This window comes from Pontibacter sp. SGAir0037, from assembly GCF_005491705.1.
Lineage (GTDB): Bacteria > Bacteroidota > Bacteroidia > Cytophagales > Hymenobacteraceae > Pontibacter.
In genome coordinates, this window is record NZ_CP028092.1 from 878,562 (window position 1) to 903,847 (window position 25,286).

General features: G+C 46.9%; 19 protein-coding genes. 6 read left to right on the plus strand and 13 right to left on the minus strand.

What is annotated here, in order from left to right:
• Window positions 1-51: 51 nt before the first annotated feature.
• The 4 genes from eboC to C1N53_RS03560 form a co-directional block, all read right to left on the minus strand.
• Window positions 52-963, minus strand: a complete 912-nt coding sequence (eboC, locus tag C1N53_RS03545; RefSeq protein ID WP_137758010.1) for a UbiA-like protein EboC — start codon at window positions 961-963, stop codon at window positions 52-54.
• Window positions 960-1,886, minus strand: a complete 927-nt coding sequence (locus tag C1N53_RS03550; protein ID WP_137758011.1) for a TatD family hydrolase — start codon at window positions 1,884-1,886, stop codon at window positions 960-962. Before C1N53_RS03550 ends, eboC begins: the two co-directional genes overlap by 4 nt.
• Window positions 1,887-1,911: 25 nt before the next feature.
• Window positions 1,912-2,778, minus strand: a complete 867-nt coding sequence (locus tag C1N53_RS03555) for an EboA domain-containing protein (protein ID WP_137758012.1) — start codon at window positions 2,776-2,778, stop codon at window positions 1,912-1,914.
• A gap of 154 nt (window positions 2,779-2,932) precedes the next feature.
• On the minus strand, window positions 2,933-4,396 hold the full coding sequence (locus C1N53_RS03560) for an aminoacyl-histidine dipeptidase (protein WP_137758013.1): 1,464 nt from the start codon (window positions 4,394-4,396) through the stop codon (window positions 2,933-2,935).
• Between the two features lie 198 nt (window positions 4,397-4,594).
• On the opposite strand from C1N53_RS03560, the gene arsC reads away from it, so the two are divergent.
• From arsC to C1N53_RS03575, 3 genes are all read left to right on the plus strand, one after another.
• Complete coding sequence (arsC, locus tag C1N53_RS03565) at window positions 4,595-4,936, plus strand: arsenate reductase (glutaredoxin) (protein ID WP_137758014.1); 342 nt, start codon at window positions 4,595-4,597, stop codon at window positions 4,934-4,936.
• A 604-nt stretch (window positions 4,937-5,540) separates the two neighbouring features.
• Window positions 5,541-8,702 (plus strand): Ig-like domain-containing protein, encoded by a 3,162-nt coding sequence (locus C1N53_RS03570; RefSeq protein WP_137758015.1) that lies wholly within the window; start codon window positions 5,541-5,543, stop codon window positions 8,700-8,702.
• A gap of 6 nt (window positions 8,703-8,708) precedes the next feature.
• Entirely contained in the window at window positions 8,709-9,695 is a 987-nt protein-coding gene (locus C1N53_RS03575) for a type IX secretion system membrane protein PorP/SprF (protein ID WP_137758016.1), read from the plus strand.
• A gap of 67 nt (window positions 9,696-9,762) precedes the next feature.
• Here C1N53_RS03575 and C1N53_RS03580 read toward each other — a convergent pair whose 3' ends face one another.
• The 8 genes from C1N53_RS03580 to C1N53_RS03615 all read right to left on the minus strand — a co-directional run bounded on the left by C1N53_RS03580 (window position 9,763) and on the right by C1N53_RS03615 (window position 18,222).
• Complete coding sequence (locus C1N53_RS03580; protein WP_137758017.1) at window positions 9,763-10,176, minus strand: YeeE/YedE family protein; 414 nt, start codon at window positions 10,174-10,176, stop codon at window positions 9,763-9,765.
• A gap of 39 nt (window positions 10,177-10,215) precedes the next feature.
• Window positions 10,216-10,773: a YeeE/YedE family protein gene (locus C1N53_RS03585; RefSeq protein ID WP_137758018.1), complete on the minus strand. Its 558-nt coding sequence runs from the start codon at window positions 10,771-10,773 to the stop codon at window positions 10,216-10,218.
• A 51-nt stretch (window positions 10,774-10,824) separates the two neighbouring features.
• Window positions 10,825-11,646 carry a sulfite exporter TauE/SafE family protein gene (locus C1N53_RS03590; RefSeq protein WP_137758019.1) on the minus strand — a complete coding sequence of 274 codons (822 nt, stop codon included), beginning with the start codon at window positions 11,644-11,646 and terminating at the stop codon, window positions 10,825-10,827.
• Window positions 11,647-11,724: 78 nt separating this feature from the next.
• Window positions 11,725-12,360, minus strand: a complete 636-nt coding sequence (locus C1N53_RS03595) for a Crp/Fnr family transcriptional regulator (RefSeq protein WP_137758020.1) — start codon at window positions 12,358-12,360, stop codon at window positions 11,725-11,727.
• Between the two features lie 24 nt (window positions 12,361-12,384).
• Window positions 12,385-13,833 carry a glycosyltransferase gene (locus tag C1N53_RS03600; RefSeq protein ID WP_240773374.1) on the minus strand — a complete coding sequence of 483 codons (1,449 nt, stop codon included), beginning with the start codon at window positions 13,831-13,833 and terminating at the stop codon, window positions 12,385-12,387.
• A complete protein-coding gene (locus C1N53_RS03605; RefSeq protein WP_137758021.1) occupies window positions 13,830-14,939 on the minus strand; it encodes a HEAT repeat domain-containing protein in 1,110 nt (369 codons plus the stop codon). Before C1N53_RS03605 ends, C1N53_RS03600 begins: the two co-directional genes overlap by 4 nt.
• A 190-nt stretch (window positions 14,940-15,129) precedes the next feature.
• The gene (locus C1N53_RS03610) at window positions 15,130-15,504 is read right to left on the minus strand and encodes a response regulator transcription factor (RefSeq protein WP_137758022.1); all 375 of its coding nucleotides are present in this window, start codon (window positions 15,502-15,504) and stop codon (window positions 15,130-15,132) included.
• A 93-nt stretch (window positions 15,505-15,597) separates the two neighbouring features.
• Complete coding sequence (locus C1N53_RS03615; RefSeq protein ID WP_137758023.1) at window positions 15,598-18,222, minus strand: CHASE3 domain-containing protein; 2,625 nt, start codon at window positions 18,220-18,222, stop codon at window positions 15,598-15,600.
• 399 nt (window positions 18,223-18,621) lie between these two features.
• Here C1N53_RS03615 and C1N53_RS03620 point away from each other — a divergent pair, with 399 nt between their 5' ends.
• Window positions 18,622-19,035 carry a DoxX family protein gene (locus C1N53_RS03620; protein ID WP_137758024.1) on the plus strand — a complete coding sequence of 138 codons (414 nt, stop codon included), beginning with the start codon at window positions 18,622-18,624 and terminating at the stop codon, window positions 19,033-19,035.
• Window positions 19,036-19,080: 45 nt separating this feature from the next.
• Here the strand turns inward: C1N53_RS03620 and C1N53_RS03625 are convergent, their stop codons facing one another.
• A complete protein-coding gene (locus C1N53_RS03625) occupies window positions 19,081-20,313 on the minus strand; it encodes a glycoside hydrolase family 88 protein (protein ID WP_206077612.1) in 1,233 nt (410 codons plus the stop codon).
• 372 nt (window positions 20,314-20,685) lie between these two features.
• Here C1N53_RS03625 and C1N53_RS03630 point away from each other — a divergent pair, with 372 nt between their 5' ends.
• Window positions 20,686-23,313, plus strand: coding sequence for a DUF5686 and carboxypeptidase regulatory-like domain-containing protein (locus tag C1N53_RS03630; RefSeq protein WP_137758025.1), 2,628 nt, complete (start codon window positions 20,686-20,688; stop codon window positions 23,311-23,313).
• Window positions 23,314-23,450: 137 nt separating this feature from the next.
• Window positions 23,451-25,226, plus strand: coding sequence for an aminopeptidase P family protein (locus C1N53_RS03635; RefSeq protein ID WP_137758026.1), 1,776 nt, complete (start codon window positions 23,451-23,453; stop codon window positions 25,224-25,226).
• The last annotated feature ends 60 nt before the right edge of the window (window positions 25,227-25,286 follow it).

Genomic DNA, 25,286 nt, shown 5'->3' on the forward strand with positions numbered 1-25,286 from the left:
AAGAGCAAAGTGCCCTTTCGAACAAAGCTTATACCGCTATTTGTTTTGCGGCTAAGTTACGGCAAATTTTCTGGCGATGTACATAGAAACCGGCAGTAAAGCCAGCACCAACAGGCCATATATCCATCCTGCAAACCCCGCAGCTATACTGGCGTCCATCACAATTAAAGCTACAACGCCTGCTTTTACCGCCTTCATTACCAGCTTTGGCTCTTTGGTAGGCATTGCTTTAAACAAAGGCGGGAAAATGAAATAAGCAAACAGCGCCAGGAATGGCAGACTGTACAGCACGTTAAAGTTTAGGAACAGGCTCAGGCTGAGTATACTGCCTATAACCAGGACATAAAGTAAAACAGCTCCTTTCAGTGCTGCTGTGTTGCCACCATGCACTTCGCCCCGGCTTACCATCGTAATGGCCGAAATATATACGATCGGAATCAGGGCCAGAAACCATAGTTCTTCTACTGCTGCCGGAACAGCACTGATGCCCAGCAGCAAATTGCCCCCACGGCAGGTACCCATGTTAATCGGGCCCAGCACGGGGTGGTGTTTGCCCTTCCAGTTGTACAGCAGGGCGCATAAAGCTACTCCCAGGGCTATAAGGGCACTGAGCAGCGAAACCGGCAGGGCAGCCAGTATACCTCCTATAAGCAGCAGGAGGCCAAGCGCTGTGGCGCCGCCCAAAGAAGCTTTACCACTGGGGATGGGTCTTTCCGGCCGCTCCACCCTGTCGAGGTCTGCATCAAAAACATCATTAAACACAACACCTCCGCCGTAGAGCCCTATGGTAGCCAAAATCAGCCAGAGCAAAGGCTGGCTGTCGTTCGAAAAAAGCGCACTGCTACCCTGGTTTGTGAAGGATAGTAGTGCGCCGGAGGCTGCATAGCCCATCAAAATATCTGCAACAGCTGTTACAATGTTAGCAGGTCGCATCAGCCTGAGATAGGCTCCTAGTGTTGTCATTTTACAATCAGATCTCCCAGGTCGTTAGAACTTGGCAGGTCGCCTACAACTGGCGTCTGTCCTCCCCGGAGTATGGAATTATCAGAAAATTTATGTCGCTGGTCTATGGGCGATGGTTCCAGCCAATCGGATTCCTGCATCTGGCCGCTCTGCCCGAAAGCCGCCAAGGCATTGTAGTAGCACACTTTCTGTACGTCCTCCTCCGAAATACCTCTCTCCAGCATCAGGGCAGCTGTTTTAGGTACAGAAAGCGCGTCGCTGATGCCCCAGTCGGCAGCACTGTTGATCATGATGCGCTCTGTGCCATACTGCTTTACTACCTCCACCATGCGTTCATTACCCATTTTAGAATTTGGATAAATTGTAAAGGCAGCCCAGAAGCCTCTGTCGAGTACGTCTTTTACTGTTTCTTCATTGTTATGATCTACAATGACCATACCTGGGTCTATGCCATGTTCCAGTGCTACTTCCATACTGCGGATGGTGCCTGATTTCTTGTCCCGGTGTGGTGTGTGTATCTGCACCGGCAGGTTTACTTCCTTCGCCAGTTCCAGTTGCAGGCGGTAGTACTTGTCTTCGGCTGCCGTCTGGTCGTCATATCCTATCTCTCCAACGCCTACTACACCTTCTTTCAGCACGAAAAGGGGGAGAAGCTCCATTACCTGCTCTGCCAGTGCTTCGTTGTTGGCCTCTTTGGAGTTCAGGCCCATAGTACAGTAGTGCTTAATGCCAAACTGGCTTGCTCTGAAACGTTCCCAACCGATCAGGCTGCTGTAGTAGTCCTTAAAAGAGCCTACTTCGGTGCGTGGCTGGCCCAGCCAGAAGGCTGGTTCGATAATGGCAACAATGCCGGCTTTACGCATTTTCTCATAGTCATCGGTGGTCCGCGATGTCATATGAATGTGTGGATCTATAAATAGCATATCGTTCTGATAATTTAGTGCAAGGTTAAGCAATACTTTGTTCGAGGTGCCTCTGGCCTATATATTCCCAGTTTATCTCACCGGAGGTTGCCCTGTTTCGAAGTTCTGCGTGCGTATTTAAAAACTGTTTGGCAGGCACATACGCCGATTCCGAACAGGCCAGAGCAGCAGCTTCCTGCTGTAGCGGGTCTCCGTCAGCAAAGAGTTTCTGTATATCTCCGAACAGTTGCTCATTTATGAAAGGCCCTACGGAGCGCCAAAGCTCTGGCGTAACCAAACGACCAGCTGCCCACCTTTCATGTGCGTAATCAGATAAAATTCGGGCCAGGGTAGGGTTTCTTCTCTTGTCGAGGCCATAAATAAGAAACAGCGGTTTTGCAACAAATATTGTTTTCAGCACCAACTGATTCCAGGCTCCTTCCTCCAGGTAATCGGCAGGGTAGGGGTTCTGGTGTGCAATAGCCTCAAATACATCGCCCATGTTAGACCTGACGCCCTCTGCAGCACGAAGCTTAAAATGCTCCGGGTGAGGGAGTAGGGGCAGGCTTGCATAGAGGGCTACCAGTTCACCCATGTCGGCTGTGTCGAACAGGTTGTCTATTTTCTCTGCAAAGGCAGTGGCGTCTGTGTGCGGGATCGACAGCAGCAGCAGTGTGCGGGCAGCCTGATCAGTTGTCCAGCCGCTCGGATTAAAACCTTCGCGCAGAGCATTGGCTTCCGTTATGGCGGCAGGGTCGAGTGCCAGCAACTTTTTACCCACAAAACGCGGTGCGGCACTAAAGGCAAGGTAAAGATCTTTATCGGCAGTAGATAACCTCACCAGATCCATCTTCTGAGTAAGCCATTTAATGGCTTGTTCTGTTGTTGTACTGCTTAAATGTTTTAGCAGCAAACTTTGCGCCTTTTTTATATCCGTTTGGTACACTGTGCAGTATAGTTAAATAAAGGTGAAACTATATCTCAATTTAATAATTTATTTCCAGACATAGGGGAAACAGCAAGGTTTTAATATCAGCATCCGGCTTATTTAAAAACAGTCTAGTTAGCTACTGCCTGGGAGGTATGCGCTTTAATGTTTCTGTAAAAAAGTCCCAGTACTTCTGCACCGAACTAATCTGCGCCTTCTCATCCGGTGAATGAGCGCCCCGGATATTCGGACCGAAGGAGATCATTTCCATTTCAGGATAGTTGGCTCCGATAATGCCACACTCGAGCCCGGCGTGGCAGGCATTTACATGCGGTACATCGTTGAACTTCTCCTCGTACAGTTCGCTCATAAGCTTTACAATGGTTGCACCAGGGCGCGGTGTCCAGCCGGGATAGGAACCGCTGAACTCTACGGAAGCGCCTGCCAGTTCCAAAGCACTTTTTATAGCTGTAGCCATGTCCATTTTTTCAGTATCTACAGAGCTGCGGGTCAGGCAAAGCACCTGGTATTCCCCGTCTTTTAACAGCACTCGTGCCACGTTGTTAGAAGTCTGCACCAGGTGCTCAATTTCCGGACTCATACGGTATATTCCGTTAGGGCAGGCATACAGCGCCCGTAAAAACGTATGCTGAAAGGCCGCATCAGCCACTTTTTCCGGGATGGCTACCTGCTCCAGTTGAATCGTAAGAGAGGGATCGGTAGTCGCATATTCAGTTTTCAGCACCTGCTCCTGTTCCTGTATGAATGTTTCCAGCGCTTGACTTTCTGTTTTGGATAAGGCAATTACAGCAGAGGCCTCTCTCGGAATGGCATTTCGTAAACTACCCCCATCAAACTGGCCTATGCCGATGTTAAACTGTTCCGAAGCAAGAAGCAGCAGGCGGTTCAGCAGCTTATTGGAGTTGGCACGGCCAAGGTAAATATCCATACCCGAATGGCCGCCCGTGAGTCCTTTAACAGTAAGTTTATACGATATGAAATCAGCCGGAACCGTGGTTTGTTTATAAGTGCCTGTTGCTGTTACGTCTATACCACCCGCACAGCCTATGGTCAGTTCATGGTCTTCTTCGGTATCCAGGTTAAGCATAATTGTGGCATTAAGCAAGCCTCCTTTAAGGCCTAATGCACCGGTCATGCCTGTTTCTTCGTCTACTGTAAAAAGCGCTTCTATCGGAGGATGGACCATGTCTTTTGAAGCAAGAACGGTCATGAGTGAGGCAACCCCGATGCCATTGTCTGCACCCAGCGTAGTGCCTCGGGCTTTTACCCAGTCACCATCCACATACATGTCAATCCCCTGTTTGTCGAAGTCAAAATCGGTATCAGCGTTTTTCTGGTGCACCATGTCCACGTGGCTCTGCAGAAGCACTGTCTGCCTGTTTTCCATACCTGCACTGGCAGGCTTCTTAATCAGTACATTGCCTGCTTCATCCTGTGTCGTTTCAAGTCCCAGGCTTTTGCCAAACTGCAGGATAAACGCCACCACTTTCTCTTCTTTCTTGGAAGGGCGTGGTACTGCATTCAGGTCGGCAAAATTATTCCACAGTTCTTTTGGTTCCAGTGCTCTTACTTCAGTGCTCATAGTTTAAATGTGTTTTAGCATGTTGGATGCCGTGTATCAGCGGAGGCGGCCATGTATGGTTTCAACAGGATATTCCCTATTTTTGCAGACAAGGTACCGCTATCAGCTTTTAGCTGCTGCAAAATAGCGAAAGTGTTTTTAAATTGATAGTCATGTTAAGGTGCAGGTGCCTTACAACTTGCGAATCAGGAGAATAGTATGTTAAAAATATTTCATAATAACAGGTGTGGTAAAAGCAGGCAAACGCTGGAAATTATCAGGAGCAGTGGCCAGCAGGTAGAAGTGGTAGAATATTTAAAGGCCACACCCACCGTAGCGGATTTGCGTGAGATTGTAGAGAAACTGGGTATCAAGCCTTCGCAATTGATCCGGAAAGGGGAGCGCATTTTTAAAGAAAAATTTGCAGGAAGAACACTTTCTGAGGAAGAGTGGCTGCAGGCAATGATAGAGCACCCGGTGCTAATAGAGCGCCCAATCGTGATCAAAGGCGATCAGGCTGTTATCGGAAGGCCGCCAGAGCTGGTAAAAACACTTCTATAAGTATCAAAACCAGCAGAAAGGGCCGTGTCTCTCATAAGAGGCACGGCCCTTTCTGCTGGTTGAGGAGTACACAAGCTTAGCCTATGCTGCCCGCTTCCTTTTCCGGGGAAGGTGGGAGACTGCCTGCAAAACAAATTTCTTATCTGCTATGAAAAAAACAGAACTATTTAATGCAAATTTTAAAAGGCATCGGTTAAGCCATGCGGTTTAATATGTAATTATCTAAATATTTGAATGCTTTATAGTTAAGCTTTGCTCAAAATTGCCCAGCGGGCACTATGGCTATCCAAGCACCCTCTATAAAGAAGATGGCAGCTATAAAAATTAATGCGTATGGAGCACAAAATTCAAAACTATTAATACTGAAATATAGTACAAGTCTTTAAGTAAAAATACACTACTACAATCGATGTTTCCCACAGGAGCTTGATATGATATAAATGAAGATTTGATACTTGGTAATCTGGCTTTACCCGGTGTTGATTTAACTGAATCCTGAAAACTGCGCTTGTTTAGAAGAGGATATGTGCTGTCGCATCAAGAGCAGGTGAATTACGGGAATTAGTAATATGTTCTGAAACCTAAATGTGCACTTACCACCCTTATGAGTAACAATTCTACCCCTTCTACAGCCTGGGTTACTTTGTTCTGTGTTTTCTTGTTAACTCTAGCTTCTGCATTGGCTGCTCCCGGTTCTAAAACAGCTATCGCACCAAACAAAACAGCAGAAGTAGCGGCGGTGGCTGCCGGTCCTGCCGGTGTCAAAGCCAGGCCTTCGTTGGTTGGAGCAATCACAATCGAATGGAAGGCAGTTGCCGGTGCAACCAGGTACATAATAGCCTATTCCTTATCTGGAGATAAAAATTACACCGAACTAGCAACCATTAATGGCACTGCCGCTGCAACGGTTTATAGTTTCCGCAACGAAGGCCTGGGGGCTAATGAAACCTATTACTATAAAGTAAAAGCAGTTACAGGATCAGGTGAAACCGACTATAGCACTCCTGTTATGGCAACTACCCATGCCGCCGCAAAGGTCTTCAATATTATGCCCTTCGGAGATTCAAATACGCATGGCACGCGCTCCGGCGATTCCAGGCCTGTTTCAGAGAGAGTGGCATACAGGAAATTCCTGTACGACCTCCTCAACAATGCACAGGTTAAATTCAACTATGTAGGCAGTGAGAAATCGGGCAGCGCTTTTATGGCTGACGACGAGAATGCCGGTTTTCCGGGTGCCCGCACAATGGACTTGCTGGCGCTACTGAAAAATGGCAGCTACCAGAACCAGGGAGGAGAGACCATAAGCAGAGGAGCAGCCGGTCGTTATCTGGACGAATATAGTCCGGATATGCTGCTGGTACACCTTGGCACAAACGGCGGACAGTATGGCGTAACAGACAGTGATCAGGCTATTGCCGAAATGAGTACGATTCTGGATGAAGTGGATGCGTACGAAGCGCGCGCCAATAAGGAAGTTACTGTTGTTCTGGCCCGGATCATCAGCCGTATTCCGAATCCAAATGATCCGCAGGCGATTCCTTTAACTACTAAATTCAACGAGAAGCTAGAGGCCATGGCTTCGAAAAGGATTGCGGAGAAGAGCGACCGGATTGTAATGGTGGATATGGAAAATGAAGCGGGCATCGTGTATAACTATACTACACAAGGTGGAGATATGGATGATCCGCTGCACCCCGGCACCACCGGCTATCAGAAGATGGCTAACCAATGGTTTAAGGTAATGAAGCCGCTTTTAGAACCTGCCACTGTCGATAACAGAACACCTGAAACAACCATTGCATCTAAACCGGAAGCCAATACAAACAGCAGAACCGCTACATTTCAGTTTAGCAGCAACGAAAGCAAAGTGATCTATGAACTTAGCTACAACGGAGGCACTTTTGCCGTAACTTCCAATCCGGTTACGTTCGATAACCTGGCAGATGGAACGTATACCATTGCCGTGAGAGCCGTAGATGCCGCCGGAAACATTGATGCCACGCCTGCCACTTATACCTGGACAGTAGATACAAAAGCTCCTGAAGCACCTGTCTTTACAAAGATTACAGAAGACAGAGGTGTTTATGCCGATGACCAGATCACATCTGATAATACCTTGCTTCTTTCCGGCACGGCAGAGGCAGGTGCTGTTGTAACAATTTTAGAAAAGATCAGAGGACAAGTAGGCACAGCCAGAGCAGCCGCAAACAGAACCTTGAGCTTTAGCTATGAAAGTACAGCCTTGCCCGAAGGTACCTATCATTTCTCGGCAAAAGCACAGGATGCAGCCGGTAACCAAAGCCAGCCCGGTAGCGAATTTAAAGTTACAGTTGATCTGACAGCACCAACAGTAGCCATTTCATCGGGTGAAGCAGGGCCGGTTAAAAATGCGTTTACAGTAGAGGTAAAGCTGTCGGAGGAAGTGTTTGGATTAGAAGCTTCGGACTTTACCGTAAGCAACGGCACCCTTCATAATCTCAGAGCAGTTGATAAACTTACCTATACCGCAACTATAACACCCACCTCTGGCAGAGAGGCTGTGGTAGCGGTTTCGCTTGCTACCGGTAAAGCAACAGATCTTGCGGGTAATGGAAATGCAGCCTCCAATAAACTGGAAACAGCCTACGACGATATTGCTCCATCCGGCTACGCCGTTCAGTTTCTGACGGATCTGATAGACGTAACGAACCTGGAAACTGCAGGCATAGGCGTAACTGGCGCTGAAGTTGGTGCGACCTATTATTTTACAATCACCAGTAGTAATGGTGGAGAAGAGATTACAGGTAGTGCTTCGGCTACTGCCAGAAACTTTACCATTGCCTCACTCAGCCTGAGAACCCTGATGGATGGTACCCTGACAGTAACTTTCTACCAAGTAGACGCAGCCGGAAACAAAGGCCGGGAGGTGACAGCGGGTGTTCGGAAAGTAACCCGTAATGTGGTGGAGGTAAAAGAAATCCCAGCTCTTACAGTGCCTTTCAGAACGACCTATGAAAGCCTTACTTTGCCAGAGCAGGTAGAGGTGACCTATGCCAATGGCGAAAAAGAAAATTTAAGTATCAACTGGGAGCGGGGCAACTACAATGGCCTGGTAGCCGGAGCGTATAATCTTAGCGGAGAACTGGTGCTTAAGCCTAACTCTATGAACACAGATAATAGAAAGGCTCAGATAAAAGTAGTGGTGGAGCCTAACCAGGCGCCCACAGTTCTTAACTTAAGTGCAGATACTTTTGAACCGGATGCAAAAGACAATGAAATCATAGGTGCTTTCAGCACAACAGATCCGGATGATGATGCGCATAGCTATGAGCTTGTAAGTGGCGAAGGCGATGCAAATAATGATCGTTTTGAGATAAGAGGCAATGAACTGCACCTGAAGTCGAACCGGGGTTTGTCCGGCATTACCAGTTTCGTCATCCGTGTCAGAAGTACAGATCCATCTAATAATTCCATAGAACAAACTTTCACACTGATCAAGTCTATTTACCATCCTGAAACAAAGCTCAAGATTGTAAATGCCTTTACGCCCGATAATGATGGCGTTAACGACACCTGGACGGTACCTGAACTCCGCTTTTATAATGATGTAGACATTCAGGTATTCGACAGAGCAGGTATCCGCTTGTTCCATACGACGAACCCGGAAGAAGGATGGGACGGAAGAGGCCAGAACGGGCAGGTTCAGCAGGGCTCGTATCTGTTCATCATCCAAGTGAAAGATATCAACCTGGTGCAGAAAGGTGTATTAACAGTACTGAAGTAGCATATAATGAAAAAGTATTTACTCGTAGCCCTTAGCTTGTTTGCAGCTTCTGCCTTACAGGCCCAGAGCTTAAAGCAGGTGAGTAATTTCTCCCAAAATCAGTTATACTATAACCCTTCGCTGACTGGGTATGGTGGTTCGGCTATTAAAAGCTTTTACCGCAACCAGTGGACCGGCTTCGAAGGAGCACCCAACACCATCTTGCTTTCGGCTGAGTTTGATTTAGCAGATCTGGCGAGTGAAAAAACGCGTAGCAAACAGCCTGTTACACATTACCAGTATGCCGGAGCAAAACACGCGCTAGGGGCAGTTATTCTTCAGGATAAATTCGGGCCTTCCCGTGAAACGCAGTTTGCTCTTAACTATAGTGCCGATGTCAGGCTGTCGGAGCACCTGGGCTTGCGCTGGGGAACTGCCCTTACGTATAGCGGACATCGTTTGGATGGTTCATCTCTTGTGGTGGACGATATGGCAAACGACCCGAGGTACCAGCGCGCGCTGGCGAACAACAGCAGCTTTAGCAAATTAGACCTTGATTTAGGTATAGCCCTTACATCAGAAAACTTTTACTTAGGCTACGCATTGCAGGATATCACCAAAGGTAAGTTTGTTACAATGGGCGACGATTACATGAATTACCTTTTCACGCATAAGCACATGGTACAGGCAGGCTATCGCGCCAGTGTTTCTAACCAGATTGGTTTGGTTGCCAATGCGCTCTACCAGCACGATGAAGTGCTGGTAGGAACACTGGATACGCAGTTAAAAGCAGTGTATATGAATCGCTTCTGGCTGGGAACAGGTTACAGGGTAAATCAGGCTTTTCATGTAACAGGCGGTGTGCGTTTCGATCAGTTCTCATTAAGCTATGCTTTCGAAACACCGGTGCAGGATGCGAGCATGTTTAATGCCTCTACCAACGAAATTTCCATTGGCTACATGCTTAACAGCAGGTTAAACAAACATATTAAGCAGGCAGTAACTGTCTGGTAAATTAATAACAGAAACAAAAGGAGCCCTGCAGCCATATGGCTGCAGGGCCCCTTTTGTTTCTGGATGCCTAGTGAGGTAAACGATCTCTGATGGCGCCGTAAGTATAGGTGCCGAGTAAGCCTCCTGCAATGGCAACCAGTATGGCCCAGTAGGCGTGGCCCAGGTTTACAAACATAGGGCCGGGGCAGGCGCCGGTCAAGGCCCAGCCTAAGCCAAAGATTGTGCCGCCGAACAGGTAGCGTGCCACAGATTTTTCTTTTGGAGTAAACTCTATCGGGTTTCCTTGTATATCGCGCAGCTTAAACTTCTTTATAAGCCATACCGCAATGATACCCAGTATAACAGCCGTACCTATTATACCATACATGTGAAACGACTGGAAGCGGAACATCTCCTGAATGCGGTACCAGGATATGGCTTCCGACTTGCTCATCACGATGCCAAACAGAATCCCGGCCAGTATAAATCTTAATTTTTTCATCTTGATCTTTTTTAAAGTTGCTAAGGCAGATTTTAACACTTAAAGCAATAGAGGCAGCAGTAGGTAAGTGGTTATAAGTCCGCCTATGAAAAAGCCGATAACAGCTACTAACGATGGCCACTGCAGGTTTGATAAGCCGCTGATGGCATGCCCTGATGTACACCCCCCGGCGTAGCGGGAGCCGAAGCCTATAAAGAATCCGCCGGCAAGTAGGAGAAGCAGGGCTTTAACGTTCAGCAGCGCATCCAGGCCCAGTAGTTCCTCTGGTTGCAGCCCCTTGGGCTCCTGTAACCCCAGTTCCCGGAGATCTGCCACAGTAGCCTCCGCTATTTGCACCCCCTCCGGCGAAGCCAGCCAGGTAGAGGCTATCCAGCCTCCTGCAATTGCACCCGCAAGAAACAGGAGATTCCAGGTTTGCTCACGCCAGTTGTAGTTGAAAAAAGCCACCCGTTTACCGGCACCACAGGCAGCACAAATAGTTCTGAAGTTTGAGGAGAAGCCAAAGGATTTCCCGAAGAAAAGCAGCAGCACCATGACAAGAGCTATTAAAGGCCCTGATACATACCATGGCCAGGGTTGTCGAAGTATTTCCAGCATGTTGTAGATCTGATTTAATGATAGTTTGATAAATTAAACAAGTGTACAGGATCAGGTAAGGTATACTTCTTTTAAGATAATGTATACCCCCATGAGCAGTACAAACCAGCCGAAGCCTGATTTTAGTTTGGCAGCCTGTATTTTGCCGGATAAGGCAGAGCCAATGTAAATTCCGGCAATGGAAACAGCAGAGAAAATGAGAAGAAACAGCCAGTCGATGCTATAGTTGAAAATGTCGCCTACAAACCCAAAAAGCGATTTGGCGGCTATAATCAGCAGGGAAGTGCCCACTGCCATTTTCATGTCGAGTTTACTGAATATGACCAGGGCCGGGATAATTAAAAAACCACCTCCTGCACCTACCAGGCCGGTAACAGTGCCTACAACAAGCCCTTCTGCCAGAATACCGGCATAATTAAAGTTTTCCGGTGCCTGGTGTTCTGAAGCTCCCTTTGGTGCAGCCTCTTCCTTTTTAGCACTTCCGGCACGTATCATACTCACCGAGGCAAAAACCATCAGCGCCGCAAACAGGAGCATGAGCAGCATGTCTTTCGTTAGTATAAATTCTCCCGTTTCCAGTATCTCAGCCGGTATCGCCGGCACCAGGTATCGCCGTGTCATATAAACGGCTACAATGGAGGGTAACCCAAAAACCAGTGCGGTTTTCAGGCTTACCAGTCCCTTTTTATAGAATTGGTAACTGCCGGCCAGGCTTGTCAGGCCAACAATAAACAGTGAGTAAGCAGTGGACAGTACGGGTGAATACCCGAGAATATAAACCAGTACCGGTACTGTAAGTATAGAGCCGCCTCCACCAATCAGTCCCAGGGACAGGCCAATGGCGAGAGCCGCTAAGTAACCTAATATTTCCATGTATGTTGTGAATTTCCGGAGCAAAAGTACGGCTCCCGGAGCTGAAGCTACGTGACTTTGGTTACATAACTATATTTTTTAAAGGCTGTGCAGCGAAATGTAATTCCGGTGCAGCGTTATGGCACCTGTCTGCTCCAGTTTCTTCAACAACCTGGAAATTACCTCACGTGAAGAGTTAAGTTCTTCGGCTATCTGCTGATGCGATAGCTTCACTTCATTGCCGCTTACTTTTGCATGGCGCTTCAGGTAAAAGATGAGTCTTTCGTCCATGTTTTTAAAGGCAATGCTATCCAGTGTCTGAAGCAGTTCTTCGAAGCGCTGCCGGTAAGAGGCAATTACAAAATGGTGCCAGCTTTTATACCTGGAAAGCCATAGCTCAGTGAGGTGGGAGGGGATAAGCACCACATCTGCGCTTGTGACAGCTTTTGCTTTAATCTGGCTTTTTTCGTTTCTGGCCTCACACATCATAGAAAGCGCACAGGCATTACCAGGCTGCAGGTAATACATCAGAAACTCATGGCCTTCATCGTCTTCCCGGTATACTTTCAGCAAGCCGTCCAGCAGCAGGATAGTAGAGCGAATATACTGGCCGGTTTGCATCACGGGCTCTCCTGCTGCCAGGTGCCTTACAGTGCTTTCCTGCTGTATCTCCGAAAGCAGCGACTGTTCCAGCTGGGAAAATTGTTGTTGAAGTATGTCAAAGTTGCTGTCCATTCTGGGATGTAAGTATAAAACTAATCAGGCACTTGCTTCCTTTGCTTTCTGGGCAAAGCCGGTTCTGGTCATTTCTCCCCAGCTTTTCTTCCCGGTCATTAAATCCCTGTTTCCTAAAATGGCGGCCCATACAGTAACAGGGTGGTAAATAAGTGGCTCTAGCAAGGCAGTCAGTACCAGGCTAAGCATGAAGCGGGGCTTTTTGTACTGCTGGTAAGACCGTTCTTCGAACAAGATAGCAAATACTGAGTTCATAATGGCAAAGGTGTACACTAAGGCGAAGAAGGAGAAGAAATATAACCAGTTAGCATAGCCTAAAAGCATGATAAACAAGAAGAACAGCAGGCCAAAAAATTCAATAAGAGGGGCGGCCCACTCAAATAAGACCCAGAGCGGGAGACTCAGCATGCCATGGATGCCATACTTCCGGTTAAAGATCATTTTACGGTGGATCCAAAGGGTTTCAGCTGTTCCGCGAGTCCAACGGTTGCGCTGCCTTTTCAAAATATTCCAGGTTTGGGGTGCCTCGGTCCAGCATAATGGATCAGGAATGAATGCTACTTTACAAGGTTGCTTTTCTTCATACATCAGGCGGCGCATGCGTACGAGCAGCTCCATGTCTTCTCCCACCGTGTTGTGGTTATAGCCTCCTGCCCTGATAACCGTTTCTTTATCGAACATGCCAAAAGCTCCTGAAATAAGCAGAAGCCCGTCTACTTTGGCCCAGGCCATACGCCCCATCAGGAAAGCGCGGAAATACTCCAGCACCTGTACTCTGGCAATAAAGCTTTCAGGTACCTTTACCTTTACCAGCCGGCCATCTTCCACAATACAGGAATTGGCAATACGGATAACACCACCTGTTGCTATTACCTTTCTGTCTTCTTCCATAAATGGCTTTACCAGTTTCAGTATAGCATCCTGCTCCAGCACACAGTCTACGTCTATACAGGCAATCAGCTGGTTAGAAGAAACGTTAATGCCCACATTCAGCGCGTCTGCCTTGCCGCCATTTTCTTTGTCTACAACTACCAGTTTATGGTAAGCCGGGTTTTTGGCTTTATAGATGCCCCGTACAGCTTTGGTGGCCACCCTTTCGTCCAGCACCATGTTTACTTTTTCCAGCTCATAGGCTTCAATCAGCAGGGCCAGTGTATTGTCTTTACTGCCATCGTTTACAATAATTATCTCGCAGTTGTTGTAGTGCAGCGTGAGCAGCGAGCGCACGTTATCTACAATGGTCATAGATTCGTTATAGGCTGGCGCAATAAGCGATACCGAAGGAGCATTGGGAGACGACAGGATGGTGCGATAGTCGACAAAGCTGTTTTTCTTTTTATAGCTTCGCATGGCAATGGCCGACAGTGCCGCCAGCAGTACATAATTCAGGCTGATACCAATGGCATAGAACAGGATGAGGTAATTAAAAACGAGAGCCGTGTTGCTCACGAAATTGCCCATGAATTGATTCATATTCTTTTATCGAGTGCATAAGCTGCAACCGGCTGCAGCGTGTGTTGATCATTGTTCTGAATGGTAGCCATAATTTCTTCGCCTCGATGACCACTGCGTACGATGGCTTTGGCCGCAGCCAGCTGCAGGCTTTTATCGTGGTGGTGCAATAGCTGCTCGTAAAAAGGAATATTCTCTTCTCCGGAGATATTGGGGAGCGTTTTCAGTATTTCCAGCTGCACTTTAAGCGGCTCCCGGTCGAAAATCTGTAGCATTTTTTCTGTTGCATCATAAATTTCGAGGTGGCAGATGGCAATTACGGCTTCTAAGCGTACCTTTTCATTCGGATGGTCCAGCATCTTGATCAGTTTTGGTGCAGAACCATGCTGGTTATAGAAGGAGATCATGCGGATGCAGAAAATAACAATGCTGGGCTCTTTTTTATGCAGCCATTTTTCGAAATGAGGAAGCTTGAGAAACTGCGTTTTTTGAGCCGCCCTTCCCAGCTGCATCTGCGACCACTCCAGCAGCGGCTCCTCCAGTTCGTCCAGGAAAGAGAAAGGCTCTTCGTTCTGCAGTTTCAGGTAAGATACCTGTGCCTCCGAACGCAGGATCTGGTTCGGGTGGTTGATGAAAGTTCTGATGAGCACGCTGTCCTGTTTCATGCCCATTTCGGTGAGTTCTCCGATGCCTTTTGCGATCACATCCCATGATCCGGAGTACAGCTTCTGCTTGGAATAGATGTGCAGCCCAAGGTCTTTGTACAGCTGGTTCAGTTTGTCGGCAAGTTCACCGATAATATTTTTGCGTAGTATAATCAGGTTCTCCAGGAACAACTGTTTCTGGAAATCATTTGTCAGGTATTTCTCCCGGAAGTTTTCCAGCCGGGCTACATTCCAGCCTTCTTCCTCAAAAATCATTGAGGTAATAAACTGCTGCGACTTTTTCTGCATGAGCTGCCTTCTGTTATAGTTAAAGCCATCTCTTACCCTGCTCAGTACTATAAATAAGAACAGCAAAATGGCTACCACCATAAATGCTGCCGATAATGTCAGGATTAACTTAACTAGCGGAGGCAGTGCGGGAGGGATGAGCAGAAATGAAGTATAAGATTCCTGATGTAACATGAAGAACTGTTTCTGGTAGAAGAACCTTTTAGGGGAGTATGCTTTTAAAGATTCTCTGTAACAACACTTAACTTAACATGAACGGGATTAGTGGCATGCACACCTGTGCAAAGGCTACTTCAGCAGAAGCCGGTTCAGCAAGCACTATTCCGGGAAAAAGTATTTTCATCAAACTAGAGCCGTTCAAGCATTACTTAACAGATGTGTATCGAATAAGCAAACGCTTAACCCGGAGGGAGAGTTCACCAGGGCTGAAGGGTTTTGCAATAAAGTCATCGGCGCCTAACTTAAACGCATCCATAATGGTGCCCTCTTCGTCGGCAGCAGATAAAACTATAACTGGTAAACCTGGTAAATCAGATTTGATGTAAGACAAAACCTCCATGCCGGTTACAAAAGGCAGCATCAGATCGGTGATTACCAGGTGAAGTGAACTGGCGCTGCTCTTCAGCTTCTCCATTGCTTCTTTTCCGTTTCGTGCTGCAACCACTTCATAGCCATCTTTCCGTAACCTGAACTCTAAGGTTCTCAGAATCATTTCATCGTCTTCAATTACTAATATCATAAGTTTGTAATCGGTTAAAATTATAGCCTTTCTCAGGCCTGGTTCCATACTTTACTATTTCTTTTCCTTTCAGAGCTCCGGGTTAATAAAAACTTATAGCTGGGCCAGCTGAGGTTTTATTTCTTTCGCTGCCTGTTCGTAAATAACCACCAGCTCCCTGTAAAGTTTCATGGCAATTTCCGGTGATGTATCAGCTGTCGTTTCCATTGCCTTCAGTCGGCTGGCCATTGTCTCAACTCCCAGCATTGTTACAGACGACTTTAGCTTATGGGCCAAAAGCTTAATTTCCTGTGTATTACCTTTGCTGGCGGCATTTCTGATATTCTCCAGTTCGGCCGGTACCTGCTGCAAAAACAGCTCCATCATTTCTTTTATGAAGTCTGTATCACCGCCAGACATTTCCTGCAGGTAGCTGAGGTCACACACCGCCTGTAGGGTTTCCTGCTCGGTGGCCTGTACTTCGTCTGCCGCTTGCTGCACATCTACCGTATCTTTGGGCGTAAGCCGGATAATCTTCTGAAGGAGGTCTTTCGGGTGAAATGGCTTTGAGATATAATCGTTCATGCCCAGGGCCAGGCACTTTTCTTTTTCACCGCTCATGGCATGTGCGGTCATGGCCATTATCGGGATCTCTGATTTCAGCTCACTTCTGATTTGGCGGGTAGCTTCATATCCGTCCATAATGGGCATCTGAATATCCATCAGAATAATGTCGAAGTGTTTTTGTTGCCTGACAAGCTCTACTGCCTCCGCGCCGTTAACAGCCAGTTCGGTAGTGAAGCCCATGTCTTTTAAAACCTTTAGCGCAAGCTTCTGATTCAGGGTATTGTCTTCTGTAACCAGCACATGTAATTGCCTGCTGGCAAAGCTTTCTTCCATCTGAACCTGGGCTCCATAATTGGCAATGTCTTCTTCTGTTGCCTTTTTGTACGGAATCCTGACGGTGAAAAGGGAGCCTTTGCCTGGCGTGCTCTCTACGGTTATTTCGCCCTGCTGTAGCTCCACCAGGTTGCGGACAATGGTTAACCCGAGGCCGGTGCCACCAAATTCCCGGTTAGTAGCGGTCGTAGCCTGGTTAAAGCGTTCAAAAATGCTTTCCAGTTTATCGGCAGGTATACCCACACCACTGTCTGCAATTACTATATCCAGCCAGATGGTCTCTCCTTCTTCTTTATAGATTTTGGTATTAACCAATACGGCTCCCTTCTCGGTAAATTTGATGGCGTTCTCTATCAGGTTGTAGAGAATCTGCGTTAGCCTTACCGGGTCACCAAGCAATAAAGTAGGAATTTGTTTGCTGCAGTTCACAGAAAAGGCCAGTCCTTTTGTCACTACCTTCGGCTTTAAAAGAACCTTAAGTGAGTTTAAAAGAGAATTGATATCAAATGGCAGTTGCTCGATTTGCATCATGCCCGCCTGTATCTTCGAGAAATCAAGAATATCGTTGATAATCGTGAGCAGGTTCTCGCCAGACGACTGTATCGCGTGAACAAACTGCTTCTGCTCATCATCCAGCGCCGACTTTTGCAGCAGGTGCGTGAAGCCCAGGATGGCATTCATCGGTGTCCGGATTTCATGGCTCATATTAGCCAGGAACCTGTCTTTAACCAGTACCGACGCCTCGGCTTCTTCTTTTGCCTGTACTAACTCTTTTTCTGCTTTTTTGCGTTCTGTGATGTCTTCAAAAGCAGCAATGGCAAAAACAATCTCATCTTCGCCATTGTAAACCGGGCAGGCTGTTTCAGAGAGAAGAATCCTGGTATCGCCGTTCCGGATTTCCATGTCGTCTACCTTGGTGCTGATGCCGCTCAAAGCTTTCATGATCGGCATTTTGCTGACAGGGTATATTTCTTCTGTACCGGAAACAAATACCTTATGATAATCGAGGAGTTGCTTCAGGTTGTTGATGGAGGCATTCGGAAATAGCCTGCTCAGGATCTCTTTACCGCCTTTGTTTGCATAGTAAAGCTCGCCCGTAGCATCGCGTACTGTAATACCAATAGGCAAGGCCTCGAAAAACTGTTTTAGGCGTAGTTCGTTTTCTCTTAGCTCTTTTTCAAGTTTACTTCGTTTGTTGAGATCAGCAAAAATGAAATAGGCCGCAACCAGTACCACCACAAGAATCAGGAGCGTGCTCAGGAGGTTTATAACCCACACTTCCTGCGAGAGTTCTTTGCTTTGCGTGGACCTGGCGTGTAGCAGCTTGTTTTCGATTGCCTTCATATCAGCTACCAGCAGGTAAACAGAATCCATCATCACTTTTCCTCTGCCACTCGAAATCATGGCAGCGGCTGCTTCCGGTGAGCCGCTGCGCAATAGTTGCTCAGTAAAATCGATTTTGGTGTTTACGGTTTGCTCAAGCTTCTGTACACGGTCCTGTTGTGCAGGATTATCTGCTGTGAATTCTTTTACGTTTTTAAGGTGAAGAAGCGTAGTGCTTTTCAGGTCTTCATAGTGTGCTTTAAAGGTATCGTTGTTGCTGATGACATACCCTCTGATGCTGCTCTCAAGGCTGGCAAGCGTGTTCACGGTTCCCTCCAGTTCATTCAGAACCCGGTAAGTATGCGAGACAGAATCTTTGGTTTGTCCCAGGCTTTTAGTTAATCTGAAGGAAAAGATCTGAACCGTAAAGGCCAGTAAAATACTAAGGCTAAGCCCTAGTATAAGCTTACTTTTTAAGTTTCTGCCTGTAGGAGAAGTAGCTGAAGAGTTCTTCACGAAAACAAGTAATTTTTACAAAGGTCGTTTTTAATTCTTAAATTGAAATAATCTAAGTTTAAAAAAATTAATCAATTATAGAAATAAATTTTTAAAAAAGTTTACTATAAGTGCTTATTGTCTAGAAATATGATTGTTATAATTGTATATAGTTAAGTTTTAGTGCTTGCTGTTACCTATTTAAAATATAAGGTTATATAGTATTAATCGGTACTTTAATGTTTCGCGTTTTTACGCCGAATAATGTCAGCAATCATATTTCCGACTCTTAATTTAAAAATTCATTTTATTCGGACTCCTATTATTTAAAAATTTGTTTGCTTCCGGTAAGGTACCGGGCAAACAAAATACAGCATAAAGCGGTATGGTTCATGTAGATATATCTGATTATAGGAATACATGAAAAATGCATACCTCAGTTACCTGTTGGGCAGGCTCCCCATAGCTGTAAGCATGTTTGGGCATGGACTGGTGCGGCTGCCCAAGTTAGACAAATTCAGCGCCTGGATGGTAGGATCCTTTGAAAGCACATTTCTGCCCACCCCCTTCGTTACCTTCTTTAGCTATGCTTTGCCGATCATAGAGCTTAACATCGGCTTTTTGCTGCTTGTCGGGTTATTTACCAGGCAGGCCATTGTAGCAGGCATACTGGTGATGCTTGTCCTCATTTTTGGCTCCAGCTTGCTGGAAGAATGGCAGAATGTATTTATACAGATGATGTATGGTGCTTATTTTGCCGTGCTGCTGGCCTTTGCCAAAAAGTATAACCGTTATTCTGTTGACAGGCTGTTTTTCCGTAAATCTATTCTTTAACAGAATAGCCGGGGCCCGTGTCAGAAGCGAATGCTCCGGACTGTGTTATTTTCTCTTGTAGTTTTTATAACGCTGAAGCGCTTCTATAAAATAATAGTCTGCGTAGGTAAGCGGCACATCAATTTCGGTACCTGCCGGGTGGTGCCCCACGCCATGTTTCAGAATAAAGCCTCCGTTTGTGCCTGGCGCTGCTTTATAGGTATCAGCTGACAAATGCTGAAGTATGGTTTCTGCCGCCGAGAAGTAACTGGAAGCCTCCTCTGTTTCCACATAAGTGCTGAGCTCCAGCAGGGCAGAAGCGATAATGGCAGCTGCCGACGCATCCCGCAGCGCATCCGGTATATCTGGTGCATTAAAGTCCCAGTAAGGAATCTTGTCTTCCGGCAGGTTTGGGTGGTTTAACATAAAATCGGCTATTTCGCGCGCCTGGTCCAGGTAAATACTATCTTTTGTCTCACGGAACATTAATGTATAGCCATAAAAGCCCCAGGCTTGGCCTCTTGCCCAGGCAGATTCATCGGCATAGCCTTGTGCTGTTTTCTTTTCCTGTACGGCACCGGTAGCAGGGTTATAGTTAATGACATGGTAGGTGCTGAAATCCGGCCGGAAATGATTTTCCATGGTTGTATTGGCATGCGTGACAGCAATGTTATAAAAAGACGAATCGCCTGTGGTGCGGGTAGCCCAGAACAGCAGCTCCAGGTTCATCATATTGTCTATAATAACAATAAAGTCGTTGGGAGAAGAATTCCAGGAGCGGATGCAGCCTACTTTCGGATCGAAGCGGGTTGATAAGGATTTGGCGCTATTCAGCAGGATTTGCTCATAGGCTGGTTTGGGCCTGAGGCGGTTTAAGTTGCCGAAGCTGCAGTACATCATAAAGCCAAGATCGTGGGTAGAGGTGTTAAACTGTTCTTTCTCCAGTACCTGCATCATGCGCAGTGCCCCCTCGTATAAAGCTTCATCTTTTGTTTCTTCGTACAGATAAAGGAGTGTTCCCGGGTAAAAACCACTGCACCACCAGTCAGAGCCGCTTGTCTCCAGCTTATCTCTCTCTTCGTGGTATGTTTTAGGAAACTGATCCTGCGGCAGCCTTTCCATCATTACTTTATACTGTGCAGCCGCATCCTGGAAATTACTGTCAGCCATGGCAAGCAGATCCTGCTTCGGCTCCAGCCTTACCTGTTGTTGCTGTACTTTGTCGGTGCTGCTGCAAGCCGAACCGGCAATAAAGCTTATGAAAAGAAGTGCTTTTACGTACATGTTTTTGCTGATCATAGAAAAAGCCTGTATATAGTGAAAGAGACGCTGCTAGTGAGTACTCAGGATAAAATTCAGGTTAATATAGCTTATTCCGGCCTTTATGCAAAACGTTTGCAGGCTAGAGCAGCCAGCCTAAGATGCTGCCGGTAATTTTGTCTGGCTGGAACTGGTGAAGATTTTACCTTACCACAGCTGCCATTCAGTTTCAAAGAAGAGCCTGGCAACCACACTTTCCAAAAAAATAAAAGATGGCAGGCAACCTGCAGGAGGACTCTTGCATCTGCTACGATAGAAGCAGGCTCAACCTGCCTTACGAGTGTTTTTAATGCTTCTGATGCAATTTTAGTCTGAATTAATTTTTGCTGCCTGAATCTTTTAGCTTCTCACATGAAAAATAAATGTATTGTTGCCTGCCTGCTCACCCTGTTTCTGGGTTGCTGCCATTTTGCTATGTATGCCCAGGGAATCAGGGGTACAGTAAAAGACGACAAAGGCGAACCTTTGCCTTACGCATCTATTTATATTGCCAATCTGAATAATGGGGCATCTACCAACGTAAATGGCGAGTTCGAAATTAAGCTGGCAGCAGGAAAGCACACTGTTGTGGTAAAATACATTGGCTATGCAGCTGTTGAAAAACAGGTTGAAGTAAAAACCAGCTGGGTTGATGTAGACTTTGTTTTACGGGAGCAGGGCTTCTCGTTGAAAGAGGTAGAGGTAAAAAGCGGGAACGAAGATCCTGCTTATACCATTATGCGCAAAGCAATTGCTAAAAAGAAGTTTCACCAGTTACAGTACAACAGCTATAAGATGCGGGTGTATATAAAAGGCACAGGTGAACTTACCAAAGCACCTTTCTTCTTAAAGAATAAACTCAAAGAGGAAGGGGTAAAGCTCAATGAAGCCTATACGACCGAATCGGTTAGCGAAATAACTTTTAAGCAGCCGAACAAGGTGGAGGAAAATGTAATCTCTATCCGGACAAAAGGTGATAATAAAGGAAGTGCATCGCCCAGCAGTTTTATCCAGCAAAGTTTTTATAACGATAAGATTGCGGAAATCGTCTCGCCGCTTTCCCGCTCCGCTTTTGCCTACTACAGGTTTGAATACGCAGGTAGTTTCGAAGAAAAAGACATTGTAGTAAATAAGATCAAGGTAACCCCCCGTTCGCGCGGTGACCAGGTGTTTGAAGGGTATATCTATATTATTGAGGATTACTGGGCCATTCATAGCCTCGACCTGAAAACCAGCATCATGGGCTTTCCTATAAGCGCCAAACAGAACTATGCCGAAGTGGCTCCGCGGGTATGGCTACCGGTAACGCATCAGTATAAGTTTTCCGGAAAAGTAATGGGCTTTGCAGGAGAATTTAAGTACATGGCCTCCTGTAGCAATTACCAGGTAGAGCTGAACAAGGACCTGATCGCTGAAACAGAAATCATAGACGAGAAAGTAGAGGACGTGCCCAAAGAGGTTGCCGCTTTAAAACCAGCCGCAAAAAAAGATGCGGCAGAAACACTGGCTACACAAGATAAACTTACCCGAAAGCAGTATCGCCAGATGATTACGGAATATGAGAAGGAAGCCCGGAAAGCCCAGCAAGAGCCGGAGGTAATCAGCGAAAGGTCTTTTGCCATAGATAAACTGGCAACCAAGCGCGATTCCGCCTACTGGGAAGAGGTACGCCCGGTGCCGCTAACTGTTAAAGAACTGCAGGGCTATAACCGCGACGACTCCCTGGCACTGGTAGAGAAAGCAAGAATAACCGGAGTGGATTCGGCCAATGTAATACGGAAGAAAAGATTTAAACCAACAGACCTGATCGGAGGTGCTTCTTATAACCTGTCGCCGAAGATGCGCCTTTACCTGGACCCCACACTTGCGCAGACACACTATAACACTGTAGAAGGTGTAAATGTAAATGTAAGCGGAAAGCTGCGCTACCAGTACGATAGCCTGCGGCGCACATTTGAGGTTGCGCCGATGCTACGGTACGGGTTTTCAAGCAAAGACTTTTACGCAAAGTCAAGGTTCTCGCATACCGTGCAAGATGGTTTGGCTTCGCGTAGTATGTTTCTGGAAGGAGGCAAATTTGTACCCCAGTTCAACGAAGACGAACCGATTCATCCTTACATCAACACATTGAGCACGCTTTTTTTCCGAAGAAGCTACATGAAGTTATATGAGAAATGGTATGCAAAGGCAGGGTATGCATATAAACCTACCGCATCGCTTAAGCTGAACGGAAGCCTTGAGTGGGCACAGCGGAACCAGCTTTATAATAAGGCCGACTATAGCCTGCTGTATGGCGAAAACCGCACCTTTACACCTAACCTGCCCGAAAATAATGAACTGGCTGACACAGGTTTTCCGCAGCATGAGGCGCTTATCTTTCAGGCCGATGTAAGTTACAGGCCCGCATTACGCTACAGGGTGTATAACGGCAGGAAGTACCCGGTGCTGGAACAATCGCCGGAATTGCTACTGATGTACCGCAAAGGCATTTCTGGCGCATTGGGAAGCGACGTGGACTTAGACCAGGTACAGCTTGGCGTAAAGCATGGCTTTAGCTTTGGTGTGCGCGGCAGACTGGAACTGGAAGCATTGGGGGGGACCTTCCTGAACAACAACAGTATGTACTTTATGGATTACCAGCACTTCGACGGCAACCGCACTATCCTGAGCAGCCTTCGCCCGGCCGGTGCTTTTCGCCTGCTTGATTATTACGCCTACAGTACAGCCAGATCCTATTTCTCCGGCCACACCCATTACCAGTTCAGGCGGTTTCTCTTAACACAGCTGCCTGAAGTGCGTTTTGCGGGGCTTAAAGAAAACATTTTTGTTAACTACCTTAAAACTTCCACGTCACCTCATTACTATGAGCTAGGGTATTCGCTGGATAATGTTTTCCGTGTTTTCAGGGTAGAAGCTGCCGCATCGTTCCAGGACAGAAGTTTTAAAGAATTCGGTTTCCGGGTAGGTGTTGCCACGTTTCTGAAAGTTAGCACTAATTAAATCCCAGACATACCGAAAAGTCTTGTAGCCGTTCATTAGCGGAAGCCGGTTAACAGCTACAAACCCTTTAGGCCACTCACCGGATTACCTTTTCTGATCATCTTTCTGTATTTTGCCGGCAAAAGAACAACTACAAAATGAACTATAGAGAAAGACTGGCTGCTATCCGGGAGCAGATGAAAGAACAGGGAATCAGTGCCTATATCATACCTTCGGCTGACCCTCATATTAGTGAATACCTACCAGACCGCTATAAATGTATTTATTTTGCCTCGGGCTTTACAGGCTCTGCCGGTACGCTGGTGATAACAGCAGACTTTGCCGGCCTCTGGACCGATGCCCGCTACTTTGTGCAGGCCGTTGAACAACTGCAGGACTCTGGCTATGAACTGGTGAAGTTACAGGTGCAGCAGGCACCGGAATATATCCAGTGGCTGGCGGAACGTCTGAAAGCGGGAGAGGTGGTAGCTTTTGATGCAAAGCTTATATCGGTGCAACTGGCTCAACTGCTGGAGCAGGAACTAAGTCCTGTCGGTATCCGGATTGCCAGCCATCACGATCTGCTGGAGCCTGTATGGCACGATCGTCCGGCATTGCCAGCTGCTCCGGCTTACCTGTTAGATGAATCCGTTACCGGAAAATCTTTTCCCGAAAAATTAACGGAACTGCGTGCTGTGTTGCGAAAGCAGAGAGCAGATTACCACCTGATCTCTTCACTGGACGACATGGCCTGGCTTTTTAACATGCGGGGCAGCGATGTGAAGTGCAATCCGGTAGTGCTGAGCTTTGCACTGATCAGCCAGGATAAAGCTGTGCTGTTTATAGAGCAGGACAAGCTGAAAGAGGAGGAGAAGCTGGCGCTGGAAGGGTTTGGAGTAGAGCTGCAGCCTTATGAGGAAGTGGAGCGGGTGCTGGCCGAGCTGGAAGCATGTTCTATTTTGATCGACCCGAAGCGCACCTGTTTTGCCCTTTACAAAGTGCTGGCGCCTTCGGTAAAGGTTGTGCAGAATACCAACCCGACTACTTTTTTTAAAGCCATTAAAAATGAAGTGGAAATAGCCAACACCCGAAAAACAATGGTAAAAGACGGTGTGGCTGTCACCCGTTTTTTTAAGTGGCTCGATGAAAACATTGGCAGCGCCAGGATCACAGAAATTTCGGTCGCTGAAAAGCTGCTGGAGTTTAGGGCAGCGCAGGAGGGCTTTGTGGGAGAAAGCTTCGATACAATAGCCGGCTACAAAGCACACGGGGCTTTACCGCATTACAAAGCTACTCCTGAGAGCGATGTGGAACTACAGGCAGATGGCTTGTTTTTGCTGGACTCAGGCGGACAATATACCACAGGAACAACAGACATTACACGCGTGATTTCTTTAGGCAACCTGACGGAAGAAGAAAAGACAGATTATACCCTTGTGCTGCGAGGGACTATAGACGGTTCTACTGCACGCTTTCCAAAAGGCACCCGTGGTTACCAGATAGATGCGATCACACGCAAGCCGCTCTGGGATCATGCGCGCAACTATGGGCATGGCACCGGGCACGGCGTTGGTTTCTTTCTGAATGTGCACGAAGGTCCGCATGTTTTCAATGCAACACCCACTCCAATCGATATTGAGCCGGGAATGATTACCTCGGTGGAACCAGGCCTTTACCGGCCAGAGCAGTATGGCATACGCATCGAAAACCTGGTACTGACGGTACCGGATGTGGTAAACGACTTTGCAGCCTTCTATACCTTCGAAACCTTAACTATTGCGCTGATAGATACGGCACCGGTCAAAAAAGAACTGCTGGAGCCTTACCACATTAACTGGCTGAACAGGTATAATCAGCTGGTTGTGGAAAAATTATCACCGTATCTAAGTGCCGAAGAATCAGCGTGGCTGCAGGAAAAAGCAAAGCCAGTTTAACCTTTGAGCCTCTTTGTAAAGCAGCGTTCTCATACTTTGTTCTGCATATATTTTTCATTT

Bases quoted from the DNA above. Each gene is read 5' to 3' on its own strand.
- eboC (WP_137758010.1), bottom strand. From the start codon at position 963: ATGACAACACTAGGAGCCTATCTCAGGCTGATGCGACCTGCTAACATT.
- C1N53_RS03550 (WP_137758011.1), bottom strand. From the start codon at position 1,886: ATGCTATTTATAGATCCACACATTCATATGACATCGCGGACCACCGAT.
- C1N53_RS03560 (WP_137758013.1), bottom strand. From the start codon at position 4,396: ATGAGCACTGAAGTAAGAGCACTGGAACCAAAAGAACTGTGGAATAAT.
- arsC (WP_137758014.1), top strand. From the start codon at position 4,595: ATGTTAAAAATATTTCATAATAACAGGTGTGGTAAAAGCAGGCAAACG.
- C1N53_RS03570 (WP_137758015.1), top strand. From the start codon at position 5,541: ATGAGTAACAATTCTACCCCTTCTACAGCCTGGGTTACTTTGTTCTGT.
- C1N53_RS03575 (WP_137758016.1), top strand. From the start codon at position 8,709: ATGAAAAAGTATTTACTCGTAGCCCTTAGCTTGTTTGCAGCTTCTGCC.
- C1N53_RS03580 (WP_137758017.1), bottom strand. From the start codon at position 10,176: ATGAAAAAATTAAGATTTATACTGGCCGGGATTCTGTTTGGCATCGTG.
- C1N53_RS03585 (WP_137758018.1), bottom strand. From the start codon at position 10,773: ATGCTGGAAATACTTCGACAACCCTGGCCATGGTATGTATCAGGGCCT.
- C1N53_RS03590 (WP_137758019.1), bottom strand. From the start codon at position 11,646: ATGGAAATATTAGGTTACTTAGCGGCTCTCGCCATTGGCCTGTCCCTG.
- C1N53_RS03595 (WP_137758020.1), bottom strand. From the start codon at position 12,360: ATGGACAGCAACTTTGACATACTTCAACAACAATTTTCCCAGCTGGAA.
- C1N53_RS03600 (WP_240773374.1), bottom strand. From the start codon at position 13,833: ATGAATCAATTCATGGGCAATTTCGTGAGCAACACGGCTCTCGTTTTT.
- C1N53_RS03605 (WP_137758021.1), bottom strand. From the start codon at position 14,939: ATGTTACATCAGGAATCTTATACTTCATTTCTGCTCATCCCTCCCGCA.
- C1N53_RS03610 (WP_137758022.1), bottom strand. From the start codon at position 15,504: ATGATATTAGTAATTGAAGACGATGAAATGATTCTGAGAACCTTAGAG.
- C1N53_RS03620 (WP_137758024.1), top strand. From the start codon at position 18,622: ATGAAAAATGCATACCTCAGTTACCTGTTGGGCAGGCTCCCCATAGCT.
- C1N53_RS03625 (WP_206077612.1), bottom strand. From the start codon at position 20,313: ATGATCAGCAAAAACATGTACGTAAAAGCACTTCTTTTCATAAGCTTT.
- C1N53_RS03630 (WP_137758025.1), top strand. From the start codon at position 20,686: ATGAAAAATAAATGTATTGTTGCCTGCCTGCTCACCCTGTTTCTGGGT.
- C1N53_RS03635 (WP_137758026.1), top strand. From the start codon at position 23,451: ATGAACTATAGAGAAAGACTGGCTGCTATCCGGGAGCAGATGAAAGAA.